Here is a 25,314-nt window from a genome sequence, read left to right as displayed (position 1 = left end):
AAAAAGAAGGAGGGAAATTCAAAATGGCGATTAAAAAGTATAAACCGACCTCTAATGGACGTCGTGGCATGACAACTTCAGATTTTGCTGAAATCACGACTGACAAGCCGGAAAAATCCTTGCTTGCTCCCCTTCACAAAAAAGGCGGACGTAACAACCAAGGTAAATTGACTGTACGTCACCAAGGTGGCGGACATAAACGCCAATACCGTGTTATCGACTTCAAACGCGATAAAGATGGTATACCTGGACGCGTTGCTACAGTTGAATACGATCCAAACCGTTCAGCTAACATCGCTCTAATCAACTATGCAGACGGAGAAAAACGTTACATTCTTGCTCCTAAAGGAATTCAAGTAGGTACTGAAATTATGTCAGGTCCTGAAGCTGACATTAAAGTAGGTAATGCACTTCCACTTATCAACATCCCTGTTGGTACAGTTGTGCATAACATTGAATTAAAACCTGGTAAAGGCGGACAGCTTGTACGTTCAGCTGGTACATCTGCTCAGGTTCTTGGTAAAGAAGGTAAATACGTTCTTGTGCGTCTTAACTCTGGTGAAGTTCGCATGATCCTTTCTGCTTGCCGTGCTTCTATCGGTCAAGTAGGTAACGAACAGCATGAACTTATCAACATTGGTAAAGCTGGACGTTCTCGCTGGAAAGGCATCCGTCCTACAGTTCGTGGTTCTGTAATGAACCCTAACGATCACCCACACGGTGGTGGTGAAGGACGTGCGCCAATCGGACGTAAATCACCAATGTCTCCATGGGGCAAACCAACTCTTGGATTCAAGACTCGTAAGAAAAAGAACAAATCCGATAAATTTATCGTACGTCGTCGTAAAAATAAATAACGGGGTTGTCTACGGTTCTTTTCGGACCGTAGTGCAATCACGAAGGGAGGTTCCAAAATGGCTCGCAGCTTAAAAAAAGGACCATTTGTCGATGGACACTTGATGACTAAAATCGAGAAATTAAATGAAACAGACAAGAAACAAGTCGTAAAAACTTGGTCTCGTCGTTCTACTATTTTCCCACAGTTTATTGGTCACACAATCGCAGTCTATGACGGACGTAAACACGTGCCTGTATTCATCTCTGAAGATATGGTAGGGCACAAGTTGGGTGAATTCGCTCCAACTCGTACGTACAAAGGTCATGCTAGTGATGACAAAAAAACAAGACGCTAAGAGAGGAGGCTTTTAAATGCAAGCTAAAGCTGTTGCAAGAACAGTCCGTATTGCTCCTCGTAAAGCACGTCTAGTAATGGACCTGATTCGAGGCAAGCAAGTAGGTGAGGCAGTATCAATCTTGAACCTTACACCAAGAGCTGCTTCTCCAATTATCGAGAAAGTATTAAAATCCGCTATTGCAAATGCTGAGCATAACTATGAAATGGACGCTAACAACCTGGTTATTTCTCAAGCATTCGTTGACGAAGGCCCTACGTTAAAAAGATTCCGCCCACGTGCTATGGGACGTGCGAGCCAAATCAACAAACGTACGAGCCACATTACAATCGTTGTATCAGAAAAGAAGGAGGGATAAGTAGTGGGTCAAAAGGTAAATCCAGTCGGTCTTCGTATCGGAGTCATTCGTGATTGGGAATCTAAGTGGTACGCTGGTAAAGATTACGCTGACTTCCTGCACGAAGATTTAAAAATTCGTGAATACATTAGCAAACGCCTTTCTGACGCTTCTGTTTCTAAAGTAGAAATCGAGCGTGCAGCAAACCGCGTTAACATTACGATCCACACAGCTAAGCCTGGTATGGTTATCGGTAAAGGCGGTTCTGAAGTCGAAGCACTTCGCAAAGCCCTTAACAGCCTTACTGGCAAGCGTGTACACATTAACATTCTTGAAATCAAAAGAGCAGATCTTGATGCACAGCTAGTTGCTGACAACATCGCTCGTCAATTAGAAAACCGTGTTTCTTTCCGCCGTGCGCAGAAACAACAAATCCAACGTACTATGCGTGCTGGAGCACAAGGTGTGAAAACAATGGTTTCTGGTCGTCTTGGCGGTGCAGATATCGCTCGTTCTGAATACTACAGTGAAGGAACTGTTCCATTGCACACATTACGTGCGGACATTGACTATGCAACATCTGAAGCTGATACTACTTACGGTAAGCTTGGTGTAAAAGTCTGGATCTATCGTGGAGAGGTTCTTCCTACTAAGAAGAAAAATGAGGAAGGAGGAAAATAATATGTTATTACCAAAACGCGTTAAATATCGCAGAGAGCATCGCGGAAAAATGCGTGGCCGTGCGAAAGGCGGTACTGAAGTACATTTCGGAGAATTCGGTATCCAAGCTCTTGAAGCTTCTTGGATTACTAACCGTCAAATCGAAGCTGCACGTATTGCGATGACTCGTTACATGAAACGTGGCGGTAAAGTTTGGATCAAAATTTTCCCTTCTAAACCTTACACTGCTAAACCACTTGAGGTACGTATGGGATCCGGTAAAGGGGCTCCAGAAGGTTGGGTAGCTGTTGTAAAACCGGGCAAAGTTTTATTTGAAATTTCTGGTGTGTCTGAAGAGGTTGCTCGTGAAGCGCTTCGTCTTGCATCTCACAAATTGCCAATTAAAACGAAGTTCGTAAAACGTGAAGAAATTGGTGGTGAATCAAATGAAAGCTAATGAAATTCGTGACCTTACCACTGCTGAAATTGAACAAAAAGTAAAGTCTCTTAAAGAAGAACTTTTCAATCTTCGCTTTCAATTAGCGACAGGACAACTTGAAAATACTGCTCGCATTCGTGAAGTGCGCAAAGCTATCGCGCGCATGAAAACTGTGATTCGTGAAAGAGAAATTGCTGCTAATAAATAATCACTGAGGGGAGGTCGTGAGCATGAGCGAACGTAACCAACGCAAAGTTTACCAAGGCCGTGTTGTTTCTGACAAAATGGATAAAACCATTACTGTTGTTGTTGAGACATACAAAAAACATACACTTTACGGTAAACGCGTAAAATACTCAAAAAAATTCAAAGCACATGATGAAAATAATCAAGCTAAAATCGGTGACATCGTTAAGATCATGGAAACTCGTCCATTGTCTGCAACTAAGCGTTTCCGTCTAGTTGAAGTTGTCGAAGAAGCTGTTATTATCTAATAAAGTTCGGAATTCTTTTTCCGAAGGGAGGTAACAAATAATGATTCAACAAGAGACTCGTTTAAAAGTAGCTGACAACTCTGGCGCACGTGAAGTACTTACTATTAAAGTTCTTGGTGGTTCTGGACGTAAAACAGCTAACATTGGTGATGTAATTGTTTGCACGGTTAAACAAGCAACACCAGGAGGCGTTGTCAAAAAAGGTGAAGTCGTAAAAGCTGTTATCGTTCGCACTAAAAGCGGAGCGCGCAGAAGTGACGGTTCATACATCAGCTTCGATGAGAATGCATGTGTTATCATCCGTGACGACAAGAGCCCACGCGGAACTCGTATCTTCGGACCAGTTGCTCGTGAATTGCGTGAAAACAACTTTATGAAAATTGTTTCTCTAGCTCCAGAAGTTATCTAATGAAATAAATGCCTTACTCAAGGAGGTGCGATCAGGATGCATGTAAAAAAAGGCGATAAAGTTATGGTTATCTCTGGTAAAGATAAAGGCAAACAAGGAACAATCCTTGCTGCTTTCCCTAAAAAGGACCGCGTTTTAGTTGAAGGTGTTAACATGGTAAAGAAACACTCTAAACCAACTCAAGCTAACCCTCAAGGCGGTATTTCTAATCAAGAGGCGCCAATTCATGTATCAAACGTTATGCCGCTCGATCCTAAAACAGGTGAAGTGACTCGCGTAGGATACAAAGTGGAAGATGGCAAAAAAGTTCGTGTAGCAAAAAAATCTGGGCAAGTTCTAGATAAATAGTATTAAAAGGAAGGGAGGTCTATCTCATGAACCGCCTTAAAGAAAAGTACAATAAAGAAATTGCACCTGCTTTAATGACTAAGTTCAACTATGATTCAGTCATGCAAGTGCCTAAAATCGAAAAAATCGTAATCAACATGGGTGTTGGTGACGCTGTTCAAAACGCCAAAGCAATCGACAGTGCTGTTGAAGAATTAACGTTTATCGCAGGTCAAAAACCTGTCGTTACTCGTGCGAAGAAATCAATTGCTGGATTCCGTCTTCGTGAGGGAATGCCTATCGGTGCGAAAGTAACTCTTCGCGGAGAGCGCATGTATGATTTCCTTGATAAACTTATTTCTGTATCTTTACCACGTGTACGTGACTTCCGCGGGGTTTCTAAAAAATCTTTCGACGGTCGCGGTAACTACACACTTGGTATCAAAGAACAGTTAATCTTCCCTGAAATTGACTACGATAAAGTAACAAAGGTTCGCGGAATGGACATCGTTATCGTAACAACTGCTAATACTGACGAAGAAGCTCGTGAGCTATTAACTCAAGTAGGTATGCCGTTCCAGAAATAATCAATGAAAGGGAGGCGAAATCGTGGCTAAAAAGTCTATGATTGCGAAACAACAACGTACACCAAAGTTTAAAGTACAAGAGTACACACGCTGTGAACGCTGCGGACGTCCGCATTCAGTCATTCGTAAATTTAAACTTTGCCGTATTTGTTTCCGTGAGCTTGCATATAAAGGACAAATTCCTGGCGTGAAAAAAGCCAGCTGGTAATCCCCAAGAAAGGGAAGGAGGTAATTATATAATGGTTATGACAGATCCAATTGCAGATATGCTAACTCGTATTCGCAATGCAAACATGGTACGTCATGAGAAGCTTGAAATTCCTGCTTCTAAATTGAAAAGAGAAATTGCTGAAATTTTAAAGCGTGAAGGTTTCATTCGTGACGTTGAGTTCGTAGAAGACAGCAAACAAGGTATCATCCGCGTTTTCTTGAAATACGGACAAAACAACGAGCGCGTTATCACTGGTCTTAAAAGAATCAGCAAGCCTGGTTTGCGTGTTTATGCTAAATCTAATGAAGTACCTCGCGTACTTAACGGTCTTGGAATCGCGATTATTTCTACATCACAAGGTGTTTTAACGGACAAAGAAGCCCGTGCAAAACAAGCTGGTGGAGAAGTTCTAGCATACGTTTGGTAAGAAGTTTAACATGAATGGAGGTGTTTGGTATGTCTCGTGTAGGTAAGAAGCTACTTGAGATTCCTTCTGATGTTACAGTAACGTTAAATGATAACAACACTGTAGCTGTGAAAGGACCAAAAGGAGAATTAACTCGTACGTTTCACCCTGATATGGAGATTAAAGTAGAGGACAATGTGCTTACAGTCGCTCGTCCTTCTGATCAAAAAGAGCACCGTGCCCTGCATGGTACGACTCGCAGTCTGCTTGGCAACATGGTTGAAGGTGTATCTAAAGGATTTGAAAGAGGTTTGGAATTAGTCGGTGTCGGTTACCGTGCTTCTAAATCCGGAAATAAACTTGTTTTAAACGTTGGATACTCTCATCCTGTTGAGATCGTTCCTGAAGAAGGCATCGAAATCGAAGTTCCTTCTCAAACAAAAGTAGTTGTAAAAGGTACAGACAAAGAACGCGTAGGAGCTATTGCTGCTAACATCCGCGCTGTACGTTCTCCAGAGCCTTACAAAGGTAAAGGAATCCGCTACGAAGGTGAAGTTGTTCGCCGTAAAGAAGGTAAATCTGCTAAGTAAGATCGCTTAAAGTGAAGAAAGGAGTGACCTAGATGATTACGAAAACTAGCAAAAATGCTGCTCGTCTTAAAAGACACGCTCGTGTTCGCGCTAAACTTTCCGGTACTGCTGAAAGACCGCGCCTGAACGTTTTCCGTTCTAACAAGCACATTTACGCTCAAATCATCGATGATGTAAATGGTGTAACACTTGCTAGTGCATCTACTCTCGATAAAGACTTGAACGTTGAAAGCACTGGAGATACTTCTGCTGCTACTAAAGTTGGAGAATTAGTTGCAAAACGCGCTGCTGAAAAAGGCATTTCTGACGTAGTATTTGACCGTGGCGGATACTTATACCATGGACGTGTAAAAGCTTTGGCTGATGCCGCTCGTGAAGCTGGACTTAAATTTTAATAAAAGAAGGAGGGACACATGATTATGCGTCGTATTGACCCAAGCAAATTAGAGTTAGAAGAACGCTTAGTTACGGTTAACCGCGTAGCGAAAGTTGTTAAAGGTGGTCGTCGTTTCCGCTTCGCAGCTCTAGTCGTTGTCGGTGACAAAAACGGACACGTAGGATTCGGTACTGGTAAAGCACAAGAAGTACCAGAAGCGATCCGCAAAGCTGTTGAAGATGCGAAAAAGAATTTGATTGAAGTACCAATGGTTGGAACTACAATTCCACACGAAATCATCGGACGTTTCGGTGCAGGTAACATCTTGTTAAAACCTGCTTCTGAAGGTACTGGAGTTATCGCTGGAGGCCCTGTACGTGCGGTACTTGAGCTAGCTGGTGTAGCTGATATCCTTTCTAAGTCTTTAGGTTCTAACACACCGATCAACATGATTCGTGCAACACTTCAAGGTTTAAGTGAACTTAAACGTGCTGAAGACGTTGCGAAGCTTCGTGGAAAATCTGTAGAAGAACTGTTAGGATAAGGAGGGAACATTAATGGCTAAATTAGAAATTACCCTCAAACGAAGTGTAATCGGTCGCCCGGAAGACCAACGCGTTACTGTAAGAACACTTGGTTTAAAGAAAACAAACCAAACTGTTGTTCATGAAGACAACGCTGCGATCCGTGGTATGATTAATAAAGTATCTCATTTAGTTTCTGTTAAAGAACAATAAAAATATTTGATCGGATAAGGAGGTGTCCTAATGAAACTTCATGAATTAAAACCTTCAGAAGGTTCACGCAAAACGCGTAATCGCGTAGGTCGTGGTATTGGTTCTGGCAACGGTAAAACAGCTGGTAAAGGTCACAAAGGTCAAAACGCTCGTTCTGGCGGCGGTGTACGCCCTGGATTCGAGGGGGGACAAATGCCTTTATTCCAACGTCTTCCTAAACGCGGTTTCACTAACATCAACCGCAAGGAATACGCTGTAGTCAACCTAGACAAATTGAACGGTTTTGCAGAAGGAACGGAAGTCACTCCTGAACTTCTTCTAGAGACTGGTGTTATTAGCAAACTTAATGCAGGAGTAAAGATTCTTGGCAACGGTAAATTAGAGAAAAAATTAACTGTAAAAGCCAATAAATTCTCTGCTTCTGCGAAAGAAGCTGTTGAAGCTGCTGGCGGTACAGCTGAGGTGATCTAACTTGTTTAAAACAATCTCCAACTTTATGCGTGTGAGTGATATCAGGAATAAAATCATATTCACTTTACTCATGCTTATCGTCTTTCGCATAGGTGCGTTTATTCCTGTGCCTTACGTTAACGCTGAAGCGTTACAGGCGCAGTCTCAAATGGGTGTTTTTGATCTCCTTAATACATTTGGCGGCGGTGCGCTTTACCAATTTTCCATTTTCGCAATGGGGATTACTCCTTATATCACGGCTTCGATCATCATTCAGCTGCTTCAGATGGATGTTGTACCGAAGTTTACCGAGTGGTCTAAGCAAGGTGAAGTTGGCCGCCGTAAATTAGCTCAGTTCACAAGGTACTTTACGATTGTGCTTGGTTTCATCCAAGCATTAGGTATGTCATATGGGTTTAACAATCTGGCAAACGGTATGCTGATCGAAAAATCCGGTGTATCGACATATCTTATCATTGCTTTAGTGCTCACTGGCGGAACTGCCTTTTTAATGTGGCTTGGGGAACAAATTACTTCTCATGGAGTAGGCAACGGAATATCGATCATTATCTTCGCGGGGATTGTGTCTAGTATTCCAAAAACAATTGGGCAAATATATGAGACTCAATTTGTCGGCAGCAACGATCAGTTGTTTATTCATATTGTGAAAGTCGCACTTCTTGTGATTGCGATTTTAGCAGTTATTGTTGGAGTTATTTTCATTCAGCAAGCCGTACGGAAAATTGCGATTCAATATGCTAAAGGCACAGGTCGTTCACCTGCTGGCGGAGGTCAGTCTACACACCTTCCATTGAAAGTGAATCCTGCAGGGGTTATTCCGGTAATCTTTGCGGTTGCGTTTTTGATAACGCCGCGGACGATCGCGTCATTCTTTGGAACAAACGATGTGACAAAGTGGATTCAAAACAACTTTGATAATACGCATCCGGTGGGTATGGCGATATATGTTGCGTTGATTATTGCCTTTACGTACTTTTATGCTTTTGTACAGGTAAACCCTGAACAAATGGCTGATAACCTTAAAAAACAGGGTGGCTATATCCCGGGGGTTCGTCCAGGGAAAATGACTCAAGATAGAATTACGAGCATTTTGTATCGACTTACGTTTGTGGGTTCTATATTCTTAGCCGTGATTTCCATTCTTCCTATCTTTTTCATTCAATTCGCTGGATTGCCTCAAAGTGCACAAATTGGCGGAACTTCTTTGTTAATTGTTGTCGGGGTAGCCTTGGAGACAATGAAACAACTAGAAAGCCAGTTGGTGAAACGAAACTACCGTGGATTTATGAAAAACTAGAGGAAATGGATTTATCCATTCCCTCTTAATAAAGAGAGGACGGGGGAAATCCGAATGAACTTAGTCTTAATGGGGCTTCCTGGTGCCGGTAAAGGCACACAGGGCGAACGAATTGTTGAGGATTATGGGATTCCTCATATCTCAACAGGAGATATGTTCCGTGCTGCTATGAAAGAAGAAACACCACTCGGACTCGAAGCAAAATCTTATATTGATAAGGGAGAGCTCGTACCTGACGAAGTCACAATCGGAATTGTAAAAGAGAGACTTGGCAAAGATGATTGTGAAAGAGGTTTTCTTCTGGACGGATTTCCGCGAACAGTCGCTCAAGCCGAAGCTCTTGAAGAAATTCTTGAGGAATACGGCAAGCCGATTGATTATGTCATTAACATTGAAGTCGACAAAGACGCTCTTATGGAACGTCTGACTGGACGCAGAATTTGCAGTGTTTGCGGCACAACCTATCATTTAGTCTTTAATCCGCCGAAAACGCCGGGTATTTGTGATAAAGACGGAGGCGAACTCTATCAACGGGCAGATGATAATGAGGAAACAGTCTCTAAACGGCTTGAGGTAAACATGAAGCAAACTCAGCCTTTACTCGATTTCTATTCAGAGAAAGGTTATCTTGCAAACGTGAATGGCCAGCAGGACATTCAAGACGTTTATGCAGATGTGAAGGATCTTCTTGGAGGATTAAAAAAATGATTATCTGTAAAACCCCACGTGAACTTGGTATCATGCGGGAAGCAGGGCGAATCGTGGCTTTAACTCATGAAGAGTTAAAAAAGCATATTAAACCAGGAATCTCGACAAAAGAATTGGATCAAATTGCCGAACGTTTTATTAAGAAGCAGGGTGCAATCCCATCTTTTAAGGGGTATAATGGGTTTCGCGGGAGCATTTGCGTATCAGTTAATGAAGAACTCGTTCACGGCATACCTGGCAGCAGGGTGCTGAAGGACGGTGACATCATCAGTATTGATATCGGTGCTAAATTAAATGGTTATCATGGTGACTCTGCATGGACATATCCGGTAGGAAACATCAGCGATGATGACAAAAAACTTCTGGAAGTGACAGAGGAGTCTTTATATAAAGGCTTGCAGGAAGCAAAACCAGGTGAACGTTTGTCGAATATTTCCCACGCAATACAAACGTATGTCGAAAATGAGCAGTTTTCAGTTGTTAGGGAGTATGTCGGACATGGTGTTGGTCAAGACTTGCATGAGGACCCGCAAATTCCTCATTACGGTCCGCCCAACAAAGGACCACGGCTTAAACCTGGCATGGTTCTCGCTATTGAACCTATGGTGAACGCTGGCAGCCGCTACGTGAAAACATTGGCTGATAACTGGACGGTTGTAACGGTAGATGGGAAAAAGTGTGCTCATTTTGAACATACGATTGCGATTACGGAAACGGGTTTTGATATACTGACGAGAGTCTAGATGATGAAAATAATTCCGAAGACAGATGTTTTTCAAGCTTGATAGGGCAGAAAGCTTGGGTGAACATTGGCAAGACCGAATTCATCTTGCTGCTTGTCGTTGGAATTTTAACCATCATCAATGTACTAACAGCAGACGGAGAAAAGCGTACATTTCATTCTCCTAAGAAAAAGAATATCAATCATTTAACCCTTTATGATTGCGTATCTCCGGAAGTTCAGAACAGTATAAACGAAACAGGGCGTGTGACAAACTTCTTTTGAAATTTGTCAGAAAGCAAGTTACTGATTTGAAGAAGGGAGAACACTTGAATGGCGAAAGACGATGTAATTGAAGTGGAAGGTACTATAGTCGAAACACTGCCAAACGCGATGTTCAAAGTTGAACTTGAAAATGGCCACACTGTTTTGGCTCATGTATCTGGTAAAATCCGCATGCACTTCATTCGCATTTTACCTGGAGACAAAGTTACGGTAGAATTATCTCCATATGACTTAACTCGTGGCAGGATTACGTACCGTTACAAATAAAGCACTCCGGAAACTGAAGGAGGTTGGAAACACATGAAAGTGAGACCATCAGTTAAACCAATCTGCGAAAAATGTAAAGTTATTCGCAGAAAAGGAAAAGTAATGGTGATCTGTGAAAATCCAAAGCATAAACAAAAACAAGGATAATTTATAAGGAGGTGCCCAGAGAATGGCTCGTATTGCTGGTGTAGATATCCCACGTGACAAACGTGTTGTTATTTCTTTAACATACATCTTCGGAATTGGCCGCACAACGGCTCAGCAAGTTTTAAAAGAAGCTGGAGTTTCAGAAGATACTCGTGTGCGCGATCTTACTGAAGAAGAACTTGGTAAAATCCGTGATATTATTGACAAACTGAAAGTAGAAGGTGACCTTCGCCGTGAAGTTTCTCTTAATATCAAACGTCTGATCGAAATCGGAAGCTACCGCGGAATCCGTCATCGCAGAGGATTACCTGTTCGCGGACAAAACTCTAAAAACAATGCGCGTACTCGTAAAGGTCCGCGTCGTACTGTAGCTAACAAGAAAAAATAAGTAAGGGAGGTTCTTAAACAATGGCTGCTGCTCGTAAATCTAACACGCGTAAACGTCGCGTGAAAAAGAATATTGAGTCTGGAATTGCTCATATTCGTTCAACTTTCAATAACACGATCGTTACGATCACTGACACTCATGGTAATGCTATTTCTTGGTCTAGTGCCGGAGCTTTAGGATTCAGAGGTTCTCGTAAATCTACTCCTTTTGCTGCGCAAATGGCTGCAGAAACAGCTGCTAAAGGTTCAATCGAACATGGTCTTAAAACTCTAGAGGTTACTGTTAAAGGACCTGGTTCAGGCCGTGAAGCTGCAATCCGTGCACTTCAAGCTGCTGGACTAGAAGTCACTGCTATCAGAGACGTAACTCCTGTTCCTCATAACGGATGCCGTCCACCAAAACGTCGCCGCGTGTAATTTGTTTGTATAGATTTTGTGTCCCTGTCAATAATGGGTTATGATACAGTTATTTATGAAACGAATGCACCGACTCGTTGCCTGAGCACATACGGGACTAAACAATGGGGAATTTCGGATGGAATCTCATATGATTCTATTCGAGGTTTCGACGTTTTGAAGGAGGGTTTTAAGTAATGATCGAGATTGAAAAACCAAAAATCGAAACGGTTGAAATCAGCGACGATGCCAAATTTGGTAAGTTTGTCGTAGAGCCACTTGAGCGTGGATATGGTACAACTCTGGGTAACTCCTTACGTCGTATCCTCTTATCCTCACTCCCTGGTGCCGCTGTAACATCAATCCAGATAGATGGTGTACTGCACGAATTCTCGACAATTGAAGGCGTTGTGGAAGATGTTACAACGATTATCTTACACATTAAAAAGCTTGCATTGAAAATCTACTCTGATGAAGAGAAGACGCTAGAAATTGATGTACAGGGTGAAGGAACTGTAACGGCAGCTGATATTACACACGATAGTGATGTAGAGATCTTAAATCCTGATCTTCATATCGCGACTCTTGGTGAGAATGCGAGTTTCCGAGTTCGCCTTACTGCTCAAAGAGGACGTGGGTATACGCCTGCTGACGCAAACAAGAGAGACGATCAGCCAATCGGCGTGATTCCGATCGATTCTATCTATACGCCAGTTTCTCGTGTATCTTATCAGGTAGAGAACACTCGTGTAGGCCAAGTTGCAAACTATGATAAACTTACACTTGATGTTTGGACTGATGGAAGCACTGGACCGAAAGAAGCAATTGCGCTTGGTTCAAAGATTTTAACTGAACACCTTAATATATTCGTTGGTTTAACTGACGAAGCTCAACATGCTGAAATCATGGTTGAAAAAGAAGAAGATCAAAAAGAGAAAGTTCTTGAAATGACAATTGAAGAATTGGATCTTTCTGTTCGTTCTTACAACTGCTTAAAGCGTGCGGGTATTAACACGGTTCAAGAGCTTGCGAACAAGACGGAAGAAGATATGATGAAAGTTCGAAATCTAGGACGCAAATCACTTGAAGAAGTGAAAGCGAAACTAGAAGAACTTGGACTCGGACTTCGCAAAGACGATTGACTAGTTTCCCTTGTGAACTAGGATTTTCGTGTGTTTATTATTCAGAAACAGCATTCCAATAAAGGAGGGGACATCACATGTCATACAGAAAACTAGGACGTACGAGTGCACAGCGTAAAGCTATGCTTCGTGATCTTACAACTGATTTGATCATCAACGAAAGAATCGAAACAACTGAAACACGTGCGAAAGAACTTCGCTCTGTAGTTGAAAAAATGATCACGCTTGGCAAACGCGGTGATCTTCACGCTCGCCGTCAAGCTGCTGCATACATCCGCAACGAGGTTGCAAACGAAGAAAATAACCAAGATGCACTTCAAAAATTATTCTCTGACATTGCAACTCGTTACGAGGAGCGCCAAGGCGGATACACACGTATTATGAAGCTTGGTCCTCGCCGTGGTGACGGAGCACCAATGGCAATTATCGAATTGGTTTAATCACATATTTTTGTGTATCTAAAGAAGGGCGGGACAGTTTCTAACTGGATCTATGCCCTTTTTTTAGATACTGCAACTTTTAATAGAGAGAAAAGCAGAGCATTAGCTGAGAGGAGGCCGGTTTTCCATGAATCAAAATCAGTTGATATCGGTAGAGGATATCGTATTTCGATATCGGAAGGACGCAGAAAGACGAGCACTAGACGGCGTCTCCCTGCAGGTGTATGAGGGTGAATGGCTTGCAATCGTAGGTCATAACGGTTCAGGGAAATCAACACTGGCCCGGGCATTGAATGGTTTAATTCTTCCTGAATCAGGCGACATTGAGGTTGCCGGGATTCAATTGACAGAGGAATCTGTTTGGGAAGTGCGTAAGAAGATAGGTATGGTCTTTCAAAATCCGGATAACCAATTTGTCGGAACGACTGTTCGCGATGATGTGGCTTTTGGTTTAGAAAACAATGGTGTACCGCGGGAAGAAATGATTGAGAGAGTAGACTGGGCAGTAAAACAGGTGAATATGCAAGATTTTCTCGATCAAGAGCCGCACCATCTCTCCGGAGGCCAAAAGCAGAGAGTTGCGATTGCGGGGGTTATTGCCGCACGTCCTGATATTATTATCTTAGATGAAGCAACATCCATGCTTGATCCGATCGGGCGAGAAGAAGTGCTTGAAACGGTAAGACATTTAAAAGAGCAGGGCATGGCGACTGTTATATCCATTACACATGATCTGAATGAGGCAGCAAAAGCAGACAGGATCATTGTCATGAATGGCGGTAAAAAATATGCTGAAGGGCCGCCTGAAGAGATTTTTAAATTGAATAAAGAACTTGTTCGAATTGGGCTTGATTTACCCTTCTCATTTCAGCTTAGCCAGCTTTTAAGAGAAAATGGACTGGCTTTGGAAGAAAACCATTTGACTCAGGAAGGGCTGGTGAAAGAGCTGTGGACATTACAATCAAAGATGTAGAGCATCGTTATCAGATGAAGACGCCGTTTGAGCGCCTAGCACTGTATGATATCAATGCATCGATTAAAGAAGGAAGCTACGTAGCCGTTATCGGGCATACAGGCTCTGGTAAGTCCACTCTTCTTCAGCACCTAAATGGTCTCCTGAAGCCGACGAAGGGACAGATATCACTAGGCAGCACTGTCATTCAGGCAGGGAAAAAGAATAAAGAACTGAAAAAACTTCGTAAAAAAGTCGGAATCGTTTTCCAATTTCCGGAGCATCAATTATTCGAAGAAACAGTTCTTAAAGATATTTCATTCGGACCGATGAACTTTGGTGTTAAAAAAGAAGATGCTGAACAAAAAGCGAGAGAGATGCTGCAGCTTGTAGGTTTATCAGAAGAGCTTTTGGACAGGTCCCCCTTTGAATTAAGCGGGGGACAAATGCGCAGAGTTGCAATTGCCGGCGTACTTGCAATGGATCCTGAAGTGCTTGTTCTGGATGAACCGACTGCAGGTTTGGACCCAAGAGGGCGAAAAGAGATTATGGATATGTTTTATGAGCTTCATCAGCGTGGGAACCTGACGACGATCCTTGTGACACACAGCATGGAGGATGCAGCTGCATACGCTGATGAAATGATTGTTATGCATAAAGGAACGATACAAGCATCAGGCAGTCCGCGTGATCTGTTTTTAAAGGGTGAAGAGATGGCCGGCTGGGGGCTGGATCTTCCTGAAACAATAAAATTCCAAAGACACCTTGAAGCTGTACTGGGTGTGAGATTTAATGAGCCTATGCTCACAATGGAAGATGCCGCTGCTGAAATCCGTGCTCTTTTTCAGGGGGAGAAGACTTTATGATGGACAGCATGATTATCGGCAAGTATGTACCGGGGACTTCACTTGTGCACCGGCTTGACCCCAGAACAAAACTGATCACGATCTTTTTATTTGTCTGCATTGTATTCTTAGCCAATAATGTTCAGACATATGCGTTGCTTGGTTTATTTACAATTGGCGTCGTTTCTTTAACAAGAGTTCCTTTCTCTTTTTTAATGAAAGGGCTGAAGCCAATCATCTGGATTGTCCTTTTTACGTTCCTTCTTCACATCCTTATGACACATGAAGGACCGATTATCTTTCAAATAGGTTTTTTCAAAGTCTATGAGGGCGGTCTGGTTCAGGGGATATTCATTTCTCTTAGATTCGTCTATTTGATTTTAATCACAACTTTATTAACGCTTACGACTACACCGATTGAGATTACCGATGGAATGGAGCAGCTGCTGAACCCATTGAAAAAATTAAAGCTTCCTGTTCATGAGCTGGCTCTTATGATGTCAATTTCTTTACGGTTTATTCCGACACTGATGGAGGAGACAGATAAGATCATGAAGGCTCAGATGGCGCGAGGCGTTGATTTTACAAGCGGGCCTGTCAAAGAAAGAGTGAAGGCTATTGTCCCGCTTCTTGTCCCGCTCTTCGTCAGCGCATTTAAACGCGCCGAAGAGCTTGCGGTGGCAATGGAAGCAAGAGGCTATCAAGGCGGAGAAGGACGTACGAAATATAGAAAGCTTGTATGGACAGGAAAAGACACTTCTGTCATTGTCAGCTTAATTGTATTAGCTGCTTTGTTATTTTTCTTAAGGGCTTAGAGGTGCTGTATGAGACTGAAATGCACGATTTCTTATGACGGACATTTGTTTAACGGTTATCAGGTTCAGCCGGGCAAAAGAACGGTTCAGGATGAACTGGAGAAGGCTTTGGCTGTCCTGCATAAGTCAAAAGACAGAATTCCGGTCGTTTCGTCTGGAAGAACAGACAGCGGGGTTCACGCAGCCGGACAGGTGATTCATTTTGACACTCCACTGTCTATCCCGGCTGAGAGATGGCCATATGCCTTAAATGCACTGCTTCCGGACGATATCGCAGTCAAACAGGCAGAAATTGCGGATGATGGGTTCCATGCACGATTTAGCGCAGTCAAAAAAGAATATCGCTACTTTGTATACACGGAGAAACACCCGGACGTATTTAAACGGCATTACGCTTACCATTTTTCATATCGCCTTAATGTGCAGGACATGAGAGAAGCGGCAAAGCATCTTATAGGGACACATGATTTTACGAGCTTTTGCGCGGCTAAAACAGAAGTGCAGGACAAGATAAGAACGATTTACGAACTTGATTGGACTGAGACGGCTGACGGCCTGCAAATGCGGATCACAGGCAGCGGTTTCTTATATAATATGGTCAGAATTATTGCGGGTACTTTGCTTGATGCAGGTATTGGAAAAATTTCTCCCGATGATGTGAAATCCATGCTGGAAGCGAAGGATCGCGAAGCGGCAGGGCGCACAGCGCCGGGGCACGGGCTATATTTGTGGAACGTTTACTATGACAACTAAACCAGGTGTATAATATTTTCTTGACAGAGTCTGCATAAAGTTATAAGATATCATATGGTATGTATTTCAACCCCACGATAAGCCCCGGAACTTATTGTGTTTTGAAATAGAACGTAATCGAAGTTTATTGAAAATGACAGATCATTTAGGAGGGAAATTCAATGCGTACAACACCTATGGCTAACGCAAGTACTATTGAACGCAAGTGGTTAGTTGTTGATGCTGCTGGCAAGACTTTAGGTCGTCTTTCTTCAGAAGTTGCAGCTATCCTTCGCGGAAAACACAAACCAACTTACACACCACACGTTGATACTGGAGATCATGTGATCATCATCAACGCTGAAAAAATCGAGTTAACTGGTAAAAAGTTAACTGACAAAATCTACTACCGTCACACTCAACATCCAGGCGGATTAAAATCAAGAACTGCTCTTGAAATGCGTACAAACTACCCTGAGAAAATGCTTGAGCTTGCTATCAAAGGCATGCTTCCAAAAGGTTCTCTAGGTCGTCAAATGTTCAAAAAATTGAACGTATACCGTGGTTCTGAGCATCCACACGAAGCACAAAAACCTGAAGTTTACGAACTTCGCGGTTAATTAAAAAGGAGGTTACCAATTTGGCACAGGTTCAATATTACGGTACTGGCCGTCGTAAAAGCTCTGTAGCGCGTGTGCGTTTAGTTCCAGGAGAAGGCCGTATCGTCGTTAATAATCGTGAAATCAGCGAACATATCCCATCTGCAGCTTTAATCGAAGATATCAAACAACCATTAACTTTGACTGAAACAGCTGGCACTTATGATGTTTTAGTAAACGTACATGGAGGCGGCTTATCTGGTCAAGCTGGAGCAATCCGTCACGGTATCGCTCGTGCTTTGCTTGAAGCAGATCCAGAATACCGTACAACTCTTAAACGTGCAGGTCTTCTGACTCGTGACGCTCGTATGAAAGAACGTAAAAAATACGGTCTTAAAGGCGCTCGTCGTGCACCTCAGTTCTCAAAACGTTAATTTTACGTTTTCAAAAAGCTCTCGACCTTGGGTTGGGAGCTTTTTTCTTTTAATATAACGTGGCCAGCTCCGCATAAAAATAACACTGAATGGACGCTTGACGGGGTTAAACAATTTGTTTGTTTATAAACGGTCTCACTGTAAAAATCATGATAGCTTTCATTTTTATTCAATTGGAAGTTCGGTCAATGTTTATTATCGTTATGTCGACAGCCCAGCTCCATTTAACCACTGTATCTCATCCGTTAAAGTTCACTGCTGATTAACCCGGAGAAACAATAGCTCTCATTGCTAATGGCTTTATGTAACGAAGTAAAAGTAAATCTGATGATATAAATCACATATCTCCTTTGTGATTTTTTTGCGTTTTTATGAACTTTTTTCTAAATATGCAAAGGGAAAGCGATATCAATCTAGAAATATTTGTTATACTCTATACATTAAAGTAAGGAGAAGATTCATGAATGCGTTAGTAGCTCATAATAGCAAAGCCTGGGATAAAAAAGTAGAAACAGGCAATGAATGGACTGTTGCTGCTGAGCAGCAGGTTATCGAACAAGCAAAAAAAGGTAATTGGGATATAAGGGTAACGCCAATGAAAGATGTACCGAAGAATTGGTTTCCGCCTATCAAAGGTCTGAAAGTACTCTGTTTAGCCTCAGGCGGTGGCCAGCAGGGTCCAGTTTTGGCAGCCGCAGGTGCGGATGTCACCGTATTAGATAACTCAGAAAAACAGCTGAATCAGGATAGAATGGTTGCTGAGCGAGATGGTCTCACGATACACACTGTCAAAGGAAGCATGGACGATTTAAGTGTATTTAATGATGAATCATTTGATGTCATTGTACATCCTGTTGCCAATGTTTTTGTTGAGAATGTCCTCCCGGTATGGAAGGAAGCGCACCGTGTGTTGAAAAGGAACGGTGTTCTAATCTCGGGTTTTGTCAATCCTGTTGTATTTCTGTTTGATACAGAATTAGAACAGCAAGGTGTTTTAAAAGTAAAACACTCCATTCCATATGCTGACCCAGAAGATCTTCCGAAACATAGAGTGAAAAAACTGATCGAAAATAATGAGGCTCTGGAATTCGGCCATTCCTTAGAAGACCAAATCAAAGGCCAAATTGATGCTGGTTTTATCGTTACTGGTTTTTATGAAGATAAAGGCGGGTTTGTATTAGACCAATATATCCATACATATTCTGCAACAAGAAGCGTGAAAGTATGAAAAGCAGCGACCTGTTAGAGGGGCTGCTTTTTTTATAACTAATTACAGAACGTTTGTTCCTGACCCTGCAGAAAGTTGATTTTTTATCGATTTTACACCTTCATTTGGGCGAATTTCCAACCGAATTCGGGCATTGTTTCATTATCCAAACCTCAAAATAATCGATAAAAGGAGAGTGAATTTATATGGGAGAAGTACTGTCTTTTATGGATGTGAAACGCCAAAAGGATTTTGAATTAGAAAAGAACTTGCTCAAAGAACTCTCTCTGAGACAAATTATCCAGTCTGTTAAGGATTGTTTGGAACCATTATTTCCATTTTTACATGATGAACGAGATATTATTACTGAAGGCTGTATTGATTTTGCGATTGAAGCTTATTTGTTAGGCGGGCGTTTTGGGATATTCGGCTATTACGGAGAATCCATGCAAAGTATCAGTGCCCGCTCTGCAAGAGAAGAAGAAGAGCTACGTATGGAGTTTTTTGATTATCTCTATAATTGGATACACGAGCAATACGCAACATTTGATAAAAACACGGTTTATGAAGCGGCACGCAAGTTCATTAAAGATTGGTGGACAGCGGGGTTTGTTCAAAGAGAAAAACAGTGTAAGCTTCGCATGCGATAATCATATTTCCCGGCCCTGTCCCATAGTTATGTAATAACGGACAAGCGGGAGGGGAAGGGATGAGGAAAAAGCTTAAATGGCTCAGTTTTTTGCTAGGCTTCATCGTATTACTATTTCTGTTCAAATATCAGTTCAGCAATAACGACTCTTGGAAGCCGTGGAGCCTGCCCTTGAGCGGTAAAATCATTTATCTAGATCCAGGTCATGGCGGGCCTGACGGCGGAGCAGTCGGCGGAAAGCTGTTAGAGAAGGATGTTACCCTGGAAGTGGCCTTTAGAGTCAGGGATTATCTTCAAGAACAAGGAGCGCTTGTTATCATGACCAGAGAAAGTGATACTGATCTCGCTCCAGAAGGAACAAAAGGCTATAGTCGACGAAAAGCTGAGGATCTAAGACAACGAGTCAAATTAATAAACCATTCAGAGGCGGAGCTCTATATCAGCATTCATCTTAATGCGATTCCGTCACAAAAATGGAGCGGAGCCCAAAGCTTTTATTACGGGAAATATGCGGAAAATGAGAAAGTCGCAAAATACATCCAAGATGAGCTGAGAAGAAATCTGGAAAACACAACCCGGAAAGCAAAGCGGATTCATGGTATCTACTTAATGCAAAACGTCACCAAACCGGGGGCGCTTATAGAAGTCGGATTTTTATCCAATCCAAACGAAGCAACGCTGCTCGGTAAACCGAAATATCAAGACAAGGTGGCATCTTCCATATATAAAGGCATTTTGCGATATTTCACAGAAAAAGGAGACCCTCCGGAGTAATGGAGGGTTTTCTTGTGGTTCTAAGCATAAGACACCCGCCATTTATGTATGATATAATAATAATTGTAAACGAATACACAAAAGGGTGAGGTTCGATGATAAGAGAAGATGAAGTAAGAAAACTAGTCGGAGAAATGCGCGAACCTTTTCTTCAAAGACCTCTGGGAGAATTGGATGCCGTTAAGGAAATTAAAATAAAGCCTGAAAAACGGCATATCAGTGTAAAAGTCGCTCTTGCAAAAACAGGAACTGCAGAACAAATGCAGATTCAGCAAGAGATCGTAAACGTATTAAAAGGGGCAGGAGCTGAGACAGTCGGCCTTCGATTTGAAGAGCTGCCTGAAGAAACGGTTGCTAAATTCCGGGCGCCGTCAGCTGAGAAAAAAACATTATTAAATATGGATAACCCGCCAGTCTTTCTTGCTGTAGCAAGTGGAAAAGGCGGCGTAGGCAAGTCAACTGTGTCAGTAAACCTAGCTATTTCTCTGGCTCGTCTAGGGAAAAAGGTTGGTTTAATTGATGCGGATATTTATGGGTTCAGTGTGCCGGACATGATGGGTATCACTGTGCGTCCAACAATTGAAGGAGAGAAACTTCTTCCTGTTGAACGCTTTGGAGTAAAGGTCATGTCAATGGGCTTTTTCGTAGAAGAAAATGCTCCGGTCGTATGGAGAGGGCCGATGCTCGGCAAAATGCTGAATAACTTTTTCCATGAAGTAGAGTGGGGAGAAGTAGACTATATTGTTCTTGATCTTCCGCCTGGTACAGGGGACGTTGCTCTCGATGTACATACAATGCTTCCGAGCTGCAAAGAAATTATCGTATCTACGCCACATCCGACAGCTGCTTTTGTCGCGGCCAGAGCGGGCTCTATGGCGATTAAAACCGATCATGAGGTCGTGGGTGTCATAGAGAACATGGCTTATTATGAAAGTGCAAAGACAGGGGAAAGAGAATATGTGTTTGGAAAAGGCGGAGGAGATAAACTGGCTGAGGAACTAAACGTGCCTTTACTCGGCAGAATCCCATTGAAACAGCCCGATTGGGATAAGGACCAATTTGCTCCGTCTGTTTATGACGAAAATCATCCAATCGGAGAAATATATCAGGACATCGCAAAAAAAATAGATGCAAAAATGTCAGTGCAGGTATAAAAGGTGAACCGGGATTCCAGATCCCGGCTTTCCCTTTATTCACTTTCTTTGGCCGTGTCTTTTGCTGCTTTTTTCAGTTCATCTTCGAACTGTTTTTTGTAAAGCGGACTAGAAAGTGTTTCGTTAATAACCTCTTCTAAATAACTGCGGAATTCTTGGCTTTTTGCCAGCTGGCTGTACTTTTTATCCATGCCGGGATCCTGCATAACGCTCATCAGCATCTTCTGGTAATCTGGATCCTTCATCAGCTTTTTAATCACTTTTTCATGCTCTGTTTGAAGAGTTTTGGCAAAGCCCTCAGCAAAATCAGTGTCTTCAAAGATGTTTTTCCAAAATTCTTCACCTTTTTTAGATGTGAGTGTTTTTTCTATTGTTCCTTTAATTGCATCTTGGTCAATCACCAGCGCTTCATTCATGGCATCATCATTTAATAATTCCTTAATAGCTTTCTTTCCATCATCAGTTTTTAATATATCAACAACCATTTTTTTGGTCTGATCATAGTCCATATCCGCTGCTTGGTCTTTTGGAGCGCAAGCTGTTACAGATAATAATAAAAAACAGCTCATCAATAGCGTTTTGGCTTTTGACATGCTTAAGCTCCTTTCACATACTTGTCTTACCTTTAATATGATTCATCTGTTTGGAATTATACATAACAAAATATCGCTGTTCGCGATTTTTGAGGGGATGAATAAAGAAATGAAAAGCCGTGGTTTAGTTCGTTTTTTCTTTTCTATTTTAGCTGTCGGGGCGCTTATCACGAGTATTGTGGGTTTTGCTTTAAAATGGGGAGAATATAGAGGGCTGTTTCTGACATTTGAAGCGGGACAGATTTTCTCTGTTTTATTTTGGTTTATCGGTGTAGGCATGATTTTCAGTGTGATCAGCCAAATGGGTTTTTTCGTGTTTTTAACAGTCCATCGGTTTGCGCTTGAGATATTAAGGTCCTCCTCTTTGTGGAATTTGCTGCAGTTGTTTTTCATCCTGTTTGTTGCTTTTGATTTAATGTACGTGCGTTTTTTATTTTTTGGAGAGAGCGGAGAATCGCTGGCTGGGTATGCGTGGTTACCGGCGTTTTTATTGATCTTTGGAGTGATTACAGCTTATATAAAGCAAAAGCAGTCCTCTAAGAAAACATTTGTGTCATCGTTGTTTTTGATGGTTGTGATTACCGCATTAGAATGGTTCCCTGCATTAAGAGTAAATGATGAGGACTGGCTTTATTTAATGCTTTTTCCGTTAATGGCATGTAATGCCTTCCAATTGCTTATGCTGCCGAAGTTTGCAGCAAAGTAATTACTTTACCTCTGCGGATCTGGCATCAGAATTTGCGATGAGATCACCCACGGTTACATTTTTTAATCCTTTTTCTTTCAGCTGATGGATGATATCAGGCAATGCTTCTTCTGTTTGTTTTGCCGAATCGGAGGCATGTAAAAGAATAATGTCTCCACCGGAAACTTGCTTGGTCACATTGTCGATGATTTTTTCAACTCCGGGATTTGTCCAGTCTTGAGAGTTCACACTGTAATGAACGACTGTATAATTGTATTGCTTTGCGACCTTTAGAACATTCTTATTGAATTGGCCGGTAGGGGGTCTTAATAGCTGTATGTCTTTGACCCCTAACTTTTCAAAGGCTGTTTGCGCACGGTTCATGTCCTTTTTTATTTCGCTGCTCTCTAAATTGGCATAGTTTTTATAAGCGTAGCCCATGCTCCCGATTTGATGTCCGTCCTTTACGATACGGGCCACTGTGTCGGGATGGCGTTCTGCCCAAGAAGCGGAAAGAAAAAACGTTGCATTTTTAATCCCGTTTGCTTTCAGAGTATTAAGTATCGGTTCTGCTCTCTCATCACCCCAGCTGATATCGAAAGTAAGTGAAATATCTTTAGAGTCTGTTTCTCCTTTATAAATGGCTTTAGGTCCGGTGTCAGTTGAAAACACGGGAAGCGGAACAGCTCTTTGGATATAAAAAAAGCTGGCAGCTGCAAATGCGGCGATAAGTATAATAATTAATTGTTTCACCCGTTTAATGTGCCACACATAGAAGTGATTCACTGATGATGCCTCCTTATCTTGTCCATCATTCTTGTTTTACATCTTATGAGCATGGACAATTGAATATAACCGATAAAATGTCTCTTCACATACAGCCAAAATTGGGTGTTGACCTTTTGATAATATCCGTGATATATTATTATTCGTCGCTGATAAACAGCTGACATCAACTAAAAGCTTCATTAAGTACTTTGAAAAAAGTTGTTGACTTAAAAGAAGCTAAATGTTATAGTAATAAAGCTGCTTCGTTAAGCGGCGGTGATGATCTTTGAAAACTAAACAAGACAAAACGTACCTGTTAATTCAGTTTTTAAAAATCGCACAGCGATGTGCGTAGTCAGTCAAACTACTTTATCGGAGAGTTTGATCCTGGCTCAGGACGAACGCTGGCGGCGTGCCTAATACATGCAAGTCGAGCGGACAGATGGGAGCTTGCTCCCTGATGTTAGCGGCGGACGGGTGAGTAACACGTGGGTAACCTGCCTGTAAGACTGGGATAACTCCGGGAAACCGGGGCTAATACCGGATGGTTGTTTGAACCGCATGGTTCAAACATAAAAGGTGGCTTCGGCTACCACTTACAGATGGACCCGCGGCGCATTAGCTAGTTGGTGAGGTAACGGCTCACCAAGGCAACGATGCGTAGCCGACCTGAGAGGGTGATCGGCCACACTGGGACTGAGACACGGCCCAGACTCCTACGGGAGGCAGCAGTAGGGAATCTTCCGCAATGGACGAAAGTCTGACGGAGCAACGCCGCGTGAGTGATGAAGGTTTTCGGATCGTAAAGCTCTGTTGTTAGGGAAGAACAAGTACCGTTCGAATAGGGCGGTACCTTGACGGTACCTAACCAGAAAGCCACGGCTAACTACGTGCCAGCAGCCGCGGTAATACGTAGGTGGCAAGCGTTGTCCGGAATTATTGGGCGTAAAGGGCTCGCAGGCGGTTTCTTAAGTCTGATGTGAAAGCCCCCGGCTCAACCGGGGAGGGTCATTGGAAACTGGGGAACTTGAGTGCAGAAGAGGAGAGTGGAATTCCACGTGTAGCGGTGAAATGCGTAGAGATGTGGAGGAACACCAGTGGCGAAGGCGACTCTCTGGTCTGTAACTGACGCTGAGGAGCGAAAGCGTGGGGAGCGAACAGGATTAGATACCCTGGTAGTCCACGCCGTAAACGATGAGTGCTAAGTGTTAGGGGGTTTCCGCCCCTTAGTGCTGCAGCTAACGCATTAAGCACTCCGCCTGGGGAGTACGGTCGCAAGACTGAAACTCAAAGGAATTGACGGGGGCCCGCACAAGCGGTGGAGCATGTGGTTTAATTCGAAGCAACGCGAAGAACCTTACCAGGTCTTGACATCCTCTGACAATCCTAGAGATAGGACGTCCCCTTCGGGGGCAGAGTGACAGGTGGTGCATGGTTGTCGTCAGCTCGTGTCGTGAGATGTTGGGTTAAGTCCCGCAACGAGCGCAACCCTTGATCTTAGTTGCCAGCATTTAGTTGGGCACTCTAAGGTGACTGCCGGTGACAAACCGGAGGAAGGTGGGGATGACGTCAAATCATCATGCCCCTTATGACCTGGGCTACACACGTGCTACAATGGACAGAACAAAGGGCAGCGAAACCGCGAGGTTAAGCCAATCCCACAAATCTGTTCTCAGTTCGGATCGCAGTCTGCAACTCGACTGCGTGAAGCTGGAATCGCTAGTAATCGCGGATCAGCATGCCGCGGTGAATACGTTCCCGGGCCTTGTACACACCGCCCGTCACACCACGAGAGTTTGTAACACCCGAAGTCGGTGAGGTAACCTTTTAGGAGCCAGCCGCCGAAGGTGGGACAGATGATTGGGGTGAAGTCGTAACAAGGTAGCCGTATCGGAAGGTGCGGCTGGATCACCTCCTTTCTAAGGATATTATACGGAATATAAGACCTTGGGTCTTATAAACAGAACGTTCCCTGTCTTGTTTAGTTTTGAAGGATCATTCCTTCGAAACGTGTTCTTTGAAAACTAGATAACAGTAGACATCACATTCAATTAGTAATACAAGATATCACATAGTGATT

The 25,314-nt window shown here is 42.8% G+C and carries 39 protein-coding genes, 1 rRNA gene and 1 pseudogene; 39 read left to right on the top strand and 2 right to left on the bottom strand.

Features of this window, described 5'->3' with window-relative positions; all coding sequences use genetic code 11:
- Window positions 1-23 precede the first annotated feature (23 nt).
- The 37 genes and pseudogenes from rplB to salA all read left to right on the top strand — a co-directional run bounded on the left by rplB (window position 24) and on the right by salA (window position 21,188).
- Window positions 24-857 carry a 50S ribosomal protein L2 gene (rplB, locus tag M1D94_RS20925; protein WP_003225795.1) on the top strand — a complete coding sequence of 278 codons (834 nt, stop codon included), beginning with the start codon at window positions 24-26 and terminating at the stop codon, window positions 855-857.
- Window positions 858-914: 57 nt separating this feature from the next.
- Window positions 915-1,193 carry a 30S ribosomal protein S19 gene (rpsS, locus tag M1D94_RS20920; protein ID WP_003156472.1) on the top strand — a complete coding sequence of 93 codons (279 nt, stop codon included), beginning with the start codon at window positions 915-917 and terminating at the stop codon, window positions 1,191-1,193.
- A gap of 16 nt (window positions 1,194-1,209) precedes the next feature.
- On the top strand, window positions 1,210-1,551 hold the full coding sequence (rplV, locus tag M1D94_RS20915; RefSeq protein ID WP_003156475.1) for a 50S ribosomal protein L22: 342 nt from the start codon (window positions 1,210-1,212) through the stop codon (window positions 1,549-1,551).
- A 3-nt stretch (window positions 1,552-1,554) separates the two neighbouring features.
- Window positions 1,555-2,211, top strand: coding sequence for a 30S ribosomal protein S3 (gene rpsC / locus M1D94_RS20910; protein ID WP_003235068.1), 657 nt, complete (start codon window positions 1,555-1,557; stop codon window positions 2,209-2,211).
- 1 nt (window position 2,212) lies between these two features.
- Entirely contained in the window at window positions 2,213-2,647 is a 435-nt protein-coding gene (gene rplP, locus M1D94_RS20905) for a 50S ribosomal protein L16 (protein ID WP_003225801.1), read from the top strand.
- Window positions 2,637-2,837: a 50S ribosomal protein L29 gene (gene rpmC, locus M1D94_RS20900; RefSeq protein ID WP_003156482.1), complete on the top strand. Its 201-nt coding sequence runs from the start codon at window positions 2,637-2,639 to the stop codon at window positions 2,835-2,837. Before rplP ends, rpmC begins: the two co-directional genes overlap by 11 nt.
- Before the next feature lie 22 nt (window positions 2,838-2,859).
- On the top strand, window positions 2,860-3,123 hold the full coding sequence (rpsQ, locus tag M1D94_RS20895; RefSeq protein WP_003225804.1) for a 30S ribosomal protein S17: 264 nt from the start codon (window positions 2,860-2,862) through the stop codon (window positions 3,121-3,123).
- A gap of 40 nt (window positions 3,124-3,163) precedes the next feature.
- Window positions 3,164-3,532, top strand: a complete 369-nt coding sequence (gene rplN / locus M1D94_RS20890; RefSeq protein ID WP_003225805.1) for a 50S ribosomal protein L14 — start codon at window positions 3,164-3,166, stop codon at window positions 3,530-3,532.
- Window positions 3,533-3,568: 36 nt separating this feature from the next.
- A complete protein-coding gene (rplX, locus tag M1D94_RS20885; RefSeq protein ID WP_003156486.1) occupies window positions 3,569-3,880 on the top strand; it encodes a 50S ribosomal protein L24 in 312 nt (103 codons plus the stop codon).
- 26 nt (window positions 3,881-3,906) lie between these two features.
- Window positions 3,907-4,446, top strand: a complete 540-nt coding sequence (rplE, locus tag M1D94_RS20880) for a 50S ribosomal protein L5 (protein WP_003225809.1) — start codon at window positions 3,907-3,909, stop codon at window positions 4,444-4,446.
- 22 nt (window positions 4,447-4,468) lie between these two features.
- Window positions 4,469-4,654: a 30S ribosomal protein S14 gene (rpsN, locus tag M1D94_RS20875; protein WP_003156488.1), complete on the top strand. Its 186-nt coding sequence runs from the start codon at window positions 4,469-4,471 to the stop codon at window positions 4,652-4,654.
- A gap of 31 nt (window positions 4,655-4,685) precedes the next feature.
- Window positions 4,686-5,084, top strand: coding sequence for a 30S ribosomal protein S8 (gene rpsH / locus M1D94_RS20870; RefSeq protein ID WP_003241998.1), 399 nt, complete (start codon window positions 4,686-4,688; stop codon window positions 5,082-5,084).
- 29 nt (window positions 5,085-5,113) lie between these two features.
- Window positions 5,114-5,653 (top strand): 50S ribosomal protein L6, encoded by a 540-nt coding sequence (gene rplF, locus M1D94_RS20865; protein WP_004399690.1) that lies wholly within the window; start codon window positions 5,114-5,116, stop codon window positions 5,651-5,653.
- Between the two features lie 32 nt (window positions 5,654-5,685).
- The gene (rplR, locus tag M1D94_RS20860; RefSeq protein ID WP_003225816.1) at window positions 5,686-6,048 is read left to right on the top strand and encodes a 50S ribosomal protein L18; all 363 of its coding nucleotides are present in this window, start codon (window positions 5,686-5,688) and stop codon (window positions 6,046-6,048) included.
- 24 nt (window positions 6,049-6,072) lie between these two features.
- Complete coding sequence (gene rpsE, locus M1D94_RS20855; protein WP_003328273.1) at window positions 6,073-6,573, top strand: 30S ribosomal protein S5; 501 nt, start codon at window positions 6,073-6,075, stop codon at window positions 6,571-6,573.
- Between the two features lie 13 nt (window positions 6,574-6,586).
- Window positions 6,587-6,766: a 50S ribosomal protein L30 gene (gene rpmD, locus M1D94_RS20850; RefSeq protein WP_003156497.1), complete on the top strand. Its 180-nt coding sequence runs from the start codon at window positions 6,587-6,589 to the stop codon at window positions 6,764-6,766.
- Between the two features lie 30 nt (window positions 6,767-6,796).
- Complete coding sequence (rplO, locus tag M1D94_RS20845) at window positions 6,797-7,237, top strand: 50S ribosomal protein L15 (protein ID WP_003225819.1); 441 nt, start codon at window positions 6,797-6,799, stop codon at window positions 7,235-7,237.
- 1 nt (window position 7,238) lies between these two features.
- A complete protein-coding gene (gene secY / locus M1D94_RS20840) occupies window positions 7,239-8,534 on the top strand; it encodes a preprotein translocase subunit SecY (protein WP_004399662.1) in 1,296 nt (431 codons plus the stop codon).
- 54 nt (window positions 8,535-8,588) lie between these two features.
- Complete coding sequence (locus M1D94_RS20835) at window positions 8,589-9,242, top strand: adenylate kinase (RefSeq protein ID WP_003241987.1); 654 nt, start codon at window positions 8,589-8,591, stop codon at window positions 9,240-9,242.
- Window positions 9,239-9,985 carry a type I methionyl aminopeptidase gene (gene map, locus M1D94_RS20830; protein WP_003225828.1) on the top strand — a complete coding sequence of 249 codons (747 nt, stop codon included), beginning with the start codon at window positions 9,239-9,241 and terminating at the stop codon, window positions 9,983-9,985. Before M1D94_RS20835 ends, map begins: the two co-directional genes overlap by 4 nt.
- Before the next feature lie 65 nt (window positions 9,986-10,050).
- A pseudogene (locus tag M1D94_RS20825) lies at window positions 10,051-10,319 on the top strand (ribosome-binding protein ybzG).
- Window positions 10,297-10,515, top strand: a complete 219-nt coding sequence (gene infA, locus M1D94_RS20820) for a translation initiation factor IF-1 (RefSeq protein ID WP_003156508.1) — start codon at window positions 10,297-10,299, stop codon at window positions 10,513-10,515. Before M1D94_RS20825 ends, infA begins: the two are co-directional and overlap by 23 nt.
- Before the next feature lie 33 nt (window positions 10,516-10,548).
- Window positions 10,549-10,662 carry a 50S ribosomal protein L36 gene (gene rpmJ, locus M1D94_RS20815; RefSeq protein ID WP_003156543.1) on the top strand — a complete coding sequence of 38 codons (114 nt, stop codon included), beginning with the start codon at window positions 10,549-10,551 and terminating at the stop codon, window positions 10,660-10,662.
- Window positions 10,663-10,684: 22 nt separating this feature from the next.
- A complete protein-coding gene (rpsM, locus tag M1D94_RS20810; RefSeq protein WP_003235095.1) occupies window positions 10,685-11,050 on the top strand; it encodes a 30S ribosomal protein S13 in 366 nt (121 codons plus the stop codon).
- Between the two features lie 20 nt (window positions 11,051-11,070).
- Window positions 11,071-11,466 (top strand): 30S ribosomal protein S11, encoded by a 396-nt coding sequence (gene rpsK / locus M1D94_RS20805; RefSeq protein WP_009966385.1) that lies wholly within the window; start codon window positions 11,071-11,073, stop codon window positions 11,464-11,466.
- 176 nt (window positions 11,467-11,642) lie between these two features.
- Complete coding sequence (locus M1D94_RS20800; RefSeq protein WP_003225835.1) at window positions 11,643-12,587, top strand: DNA-directed RNA polymerase subunit alpha; 945 nt, start codon at window positions 11,643-11,645, stop codon at window positions 12,585-12,587.
- Window positions 12,588-12,664: 77 nt separating this feature from the next.
- A complete protein-coding gene (gene rplQ, locus M1D94_RS20795) occupies window positions 12,665-13,027 on the top strand; it encodes a 50S ribosomal protein L17 (protein WP_003225836.1) in 363 nt (120 codons plus the stop codon).
- Window positions 13,028-13,154: 127 nt separating this feature from the next.
- Entirely contained in the window at window positions 13,155-14,000 is an 846-nt protein-coding gene (locus tag M1D94_RS20790) for an energy-coupling factor ABC transporter ATP-binding protein (protein WP_004399689.1), read from the top strand.
- On the top strand, window positions 13,976-14,845 hold the full coding sequence (locus M1D94_RS20785) for an energy-coupling factor ABC transporter ATP-binding protein (protein ID WP_021482003.1): 870 nt from the start codon (window positions 13,976-13,978) through the stop codon (window positions 14,843-14,845). The genes M1D94_RS20790 and M1D94_RS20785 overlap by 25 nt, the downstream gene beginning before the upstream one ends.
- Window positions 14,842-15,639 carry an energy-coupling factor transporter transmembrane component T family protein gene (locus M1D94_RS20780; protein ID WP_004399656.1) on the top strand — a complete coding sequence of 266 codons (798 nt, stop codon included), beginning with the start codon at window positions 14,842-14,844 and terminating at the stop codon, window positions 15,637-15,639. Before M1D94_RS20785 ends, M1D94_RS20780 begins: the two co-directional genes overlap by 4 nt.
- 9 nt (window positions 15,640-15,648) lie before the next feature.
- Window positions 15,649-16,392: a tRNA pseudouridine(38-40) synthase TruA gene (truA, locus tag M1D94_RS20775; protein ID WP_021482002.1), complete on the top strand. Its 744-nt coding sequence runs from the start codon at window positions 15,649-15,651 to the stop codon at window positions 16,390-16,392.
- A gap of 161 nt (window positions 16,393-16,553) precedes the next feature.
- Complete coding sequence (gene rplM, locus M1D94_RS20770) at window positions 16,554-16,991, top strand: 50S ribosomal protein L13 (protein ID WP_003241966.1); 438 nt, start codon at window positions 16,554-16,556, stop codon at window positions 16,989-16,991.
- Window positions 16,992-17,011: 20 nt separating this feature from the next.
- Window positions 17,012-17,404 carry a 30S ribosomal protein S9 gene (gene rpsI / locus M1D94_RS20765; RefSeq protein ID WP_004399691.1) on the top strand — a complete coding sequence of 131 codons (393 nt, stop codon included), beginning with the start codon at window positions 17,012-17,014 and terminating at the stop codon, window positions 17,402-17,404.
- A gap of 460 nt (window positions 17,405-17,864) precedes the next feature.
- A complete protein-coding gene (locus M1D94_RS20760; RefSeq protein ID WP_456270371.1) occupies window positions 17,865-18,632 on the top strand; it encodes a class I SAM-dependent methyltransferase in 768 nt (255 codons plus the stop codon).
- A 185-nt stretch (window positions 18,633-18,817) separates the two neighbouring features.
- Window positions 18,818-19,261 carry a YbaK family protein gene (locus M1D94_RS20755; RefSeq protein ID WP_161986757.1) on the top strand — a complete coding sequence of 148 codons (444 nt, stop codon included), beginning with the start codon at window positions 18,818-18,820 and terminating at the stop codon, window positions 19,259-19,261.
- 59 nt (window positions 19,262-19,320) lie between these two features.
- The gene (gene cwlD, locus M1D94_RS20750) at window positions 19,321-20,034 is read left to right on the top strand and encodes an N-acetylmuramoyl-L-alanine amidase CwlD (RefSeq protein ID WP_015252979.1); all 714 of its coding nucleotides are present in this window, start codon (window positions 19,321-19,323) and stop codon (window positions 20,032-20,034) included.
- A gap of 95 nt (window positions 20,035-20,129) precedes the next feature.
- The gene (gene salA, locus M1D94_RS20745; protein WP_003235124.1) at window positions 20,130-21,188 is read left to right on the top strand and encodes an iron-sulfur carrier protein/transcriptional regulator SalA; all 1,059 of its coding nucleotides are present in this window, start codon (window positions 20,130-20,132) and stop codon (window positions 21,186-21,188) included.
- A gap of 35 nt (window positions 21,189-21,223) precedes the next feature.
- On the opposite strand, the gene gerD is transcribed toward salA, so the two are convergent.
- Entirely contained in the window at window positions 21,224-21,781 is a 558-nt protein-coding gene (gene gerD / locus M1D94_RS20740) for a spore germination lipoprotein GerD (RefSeq protein WP_003235126.1), read from the bottom strand.
- Window positions 21,782-21,890: 109 nt separating this feature from the next.
- Here gerD and kbaA point away from each other — a divergent pair, with 109 nt between their 5' ends.
- Entirely contained in the window at window positions 21,891-22,487 is a 597-nt protein-coding gene (kbaA, locus tag M1D94_RS20735; protein ID WP_103804246.1) for a KinB-signaling pathway activation protein, read from the top strand.
- On the opposite strand, the gene pdaB is transcribed toward kbaA, so the two are convergent.
- Window positions 22,488-23,252, bottom strand: coding sequence for a polysaccharide deacetylase family sporulation protein PdaB (gene pdaB / locus M1D94_RS20730; RefSeq protein ID WP_021481998.1), 765 nt, complete (start codon window positions 23,250-23,252; stop codon window positions 22,488-22,490).
- 351 nt (window positions 23,253-23,603) lie between these two features.
- Between pdaB and M1D94_RS20725 the strand changes: the two genes are divergently transcribed.
- Window positions 23,604-25,153, top strand: a 16S ribosomal RNA gene (locus M1D94_RS20725).
- Window positions 25,154-25,314 lie beyond the last annotated feature (161 nt).

Source organism: Bacillus sp. JZ109 (assembly GCF_053903135.1).
The sequence above is the reverse complement of the archived record's forward strand: the minus strand, read 5'-3'. Positions and strand labels throughout refer to the sequence as shown.

Coding starts and splice junctions, on each gene's coding strand:
- rplP (WP_003225801.1), top strand. CDS start 2,213: ATGTTATTACCAAAACGCGTTAAATATCGCAGAGAGCATCGCGGAAAA.
- rplE (WP_003225809.1), top strand. CDS start 3,907: ATGAACCGCCTTAAAGAAAAGTACAATAAAGAAATTGCACCTGCTTTA.
- rplF (WP_004399690.1), top strand. CDS start 5,114: ATGTCTCGTGTAGGTAAGAAGCTACTTGAGATTCCTTCTGATGTTACA.
- rpsM (WP_003235095.1), top strand. CDS start 10,685: ATGGCTCGTATTGCTGGTGTAGATATCCCACGTGACAAACGTGTTGTT.
- cwlD (WP_015252979.1), top strand. CDS start 19,321: ATGAGGAAAAAGCTTAAATGGCTCAGTTTTTTGCTAGGCTTCATCGTA.
- rplN (WP_003225805.1), top strand. CDS start 3,164: ATGATTCAACAAGAGACTCGTTTAAAAGTAGCTGACAACTCTGGCGCA.
- salA (WP_003235124.1), top strand. CDS start 20,130: ATGATAAGAGAAGATGAAGTAAGAAAACTAGTCGGAGAAATGCGCGAA.
- rpsH (WP_003241998.1), top strand. CDS start 4,686: ATGGTTATGACAGATCCAATTGCAGATATGCTAACTCGTATTCGCAAT.
- rpmC (WP_003156482.1), top strand. CDS start 2,637: ATGAAAGCTAATGAAATTCGTGACCTTACCACTGCTGAAATTGAACAA.
- rpsE (WP_003328273.1), top strand. CDS start 6,073: ATGCGTCGTATTGACCCAAGCAAATTAGAGTTAGAAGAACGCTTAGTT.
- kbaA (WP_103804246.1), top strand. CDS start 21,891: ATGAAAAGCCGTGGTTTAGTTCGTTTTTTCTTTTCTATTTTAGCTGTC.
- M1D94_RS20755 (WP_161986757.1), top strand. CDS start 18,818: ATGGGAGAAGTACTGTCTTTTATGGATGTGAAACGCCAAAAGGATTTT.
- rplM (WP_003241966.1), top strand. CDS start 16,554: ATGCGTACAACACCTATGGCTAACGCAAGTACTATTGAACGCAAGTGG.
- rplR (WP_003225816.1), top strand. CDS start 5,686: ATGATTACGAAAACTAGCAAAAATGCTGCTCGTCTTAAAAGACACGCT.
- M1D94_RS20800 (WP_003225835.1), top strand. CDS start 11,643: ATGATCGAGATTGAAAAACCAAAAATCGAAACGGTTGAAATCAGCGAC.
- M1D94_RS20780 (WP_004399656.1), top strand. CDS start 14,842: ATGATGGACAGCATGATTATCGGCAAGTATGTACCGGGGACTTCACTT.
- rplV (WP_003156475.1), top strand. CDS start 1,210: ATGCAAGCTAAAGCTGTTGCAAGAACAGTCCGTATTGCTCCTCGTAAA.
- map (WP_003225828.1), top strand. CDS start 9,239: ATGATTATCTGTAAAACCCCACGTGAACTTGGTATCATGCGGGAAGCA.
- rpmD (WP_003156497.1), top strand. CDS start 6,587: ATGGCTAAATTAGAAATTACCCTCAAACGAAGTGTAATCGGTCGCCCG.
- rplQ (WP_003225836.1), top strand. CDS start 12,665: ATGTCATACAGAAAACTAGGACGTACGAGTGCACAGCGTAAAGCTATG.
- rpsS (WP_003156472.1), top strand. CDS start 915: ATGGCTCGCAGCTTAAAAAAAGGACCATTTGTCGATGGACACTTGATG.
- rpsK (WP_009966385.1), top strand. CDS start 11,071: ATGGCTGCTGCTCGTAAATCTAACACGCGTAAACGTCGCGTGAAAAAG.
- rplX (WP_003156486.1), top strand. CDS start 3,569: ATGCATGTAAAAAAAGGCGATAAAGTTATGGTTATCTCTGGTAAAGAT.
- M1D94_RS20835 (WP_003241987.1), top strand. CDS start 8,589: ATGAACTTAGTCTTAATGGGGCTTCCTGGTGCCGGTAAAGGCACACAG.
- rplO (WP_003225819.1), top strand. CDS start 6,797: ATGAAACTTCATGAATTAAAACCTTCAGAAGGTTCACGCAAAACGCGT.
- M1D94_RS20760 (WP_456270371.1), top strand. CDS start 17,865: ATGAATGCGTTAGTAGCTCATAATAGCAAAGCCTGGGATAAAAAAGTA.
- rpsQ (WP_003225804.1), top strand. CDS start 2,860: ATGAGCGAACGTAACCAACGCAAAGTTTACCAAGGCCGTGTTGTTTCT.
- truA (WP_021482002.1), top strand. CDS start 15,649: ATGAGACTGAAATGCACGATTTCTTATGACGGACATTTGTTTAACGGT.
- rplB (WP_003225795.1), top strand. CDS start 24: ATGGCGATTAAAAAGTATAAACCGACCTCTAATGGACGTCGTGGCATG.
- infA (WP_003156508.1), top strand. CDS start 10,297: ATGGCGAAAGACGATGTAATTGAAGTGGAAGGTACTATAGTCGAAACA.
- gerD (WP_003235126.1), bottom strand. CDS start 21,781: ATGTCAAAAGCCAAAACGCTATTGATGAGCTGTTTTTTATTATTATCT.
- rpmJ (WP_003156543.1), top strand. CDS start 10,549: ATGAAAGTGAGACCATCAGTTAAACCAATCTGCGAAAAATGTAAAGTT.
- M1D94_RS20790 (WP_004399689.1), top strand. CDS start 13,155: ATGAATCAAAATCAGTTGATATCGGTAGAGGATATCGTATTTCGATAT.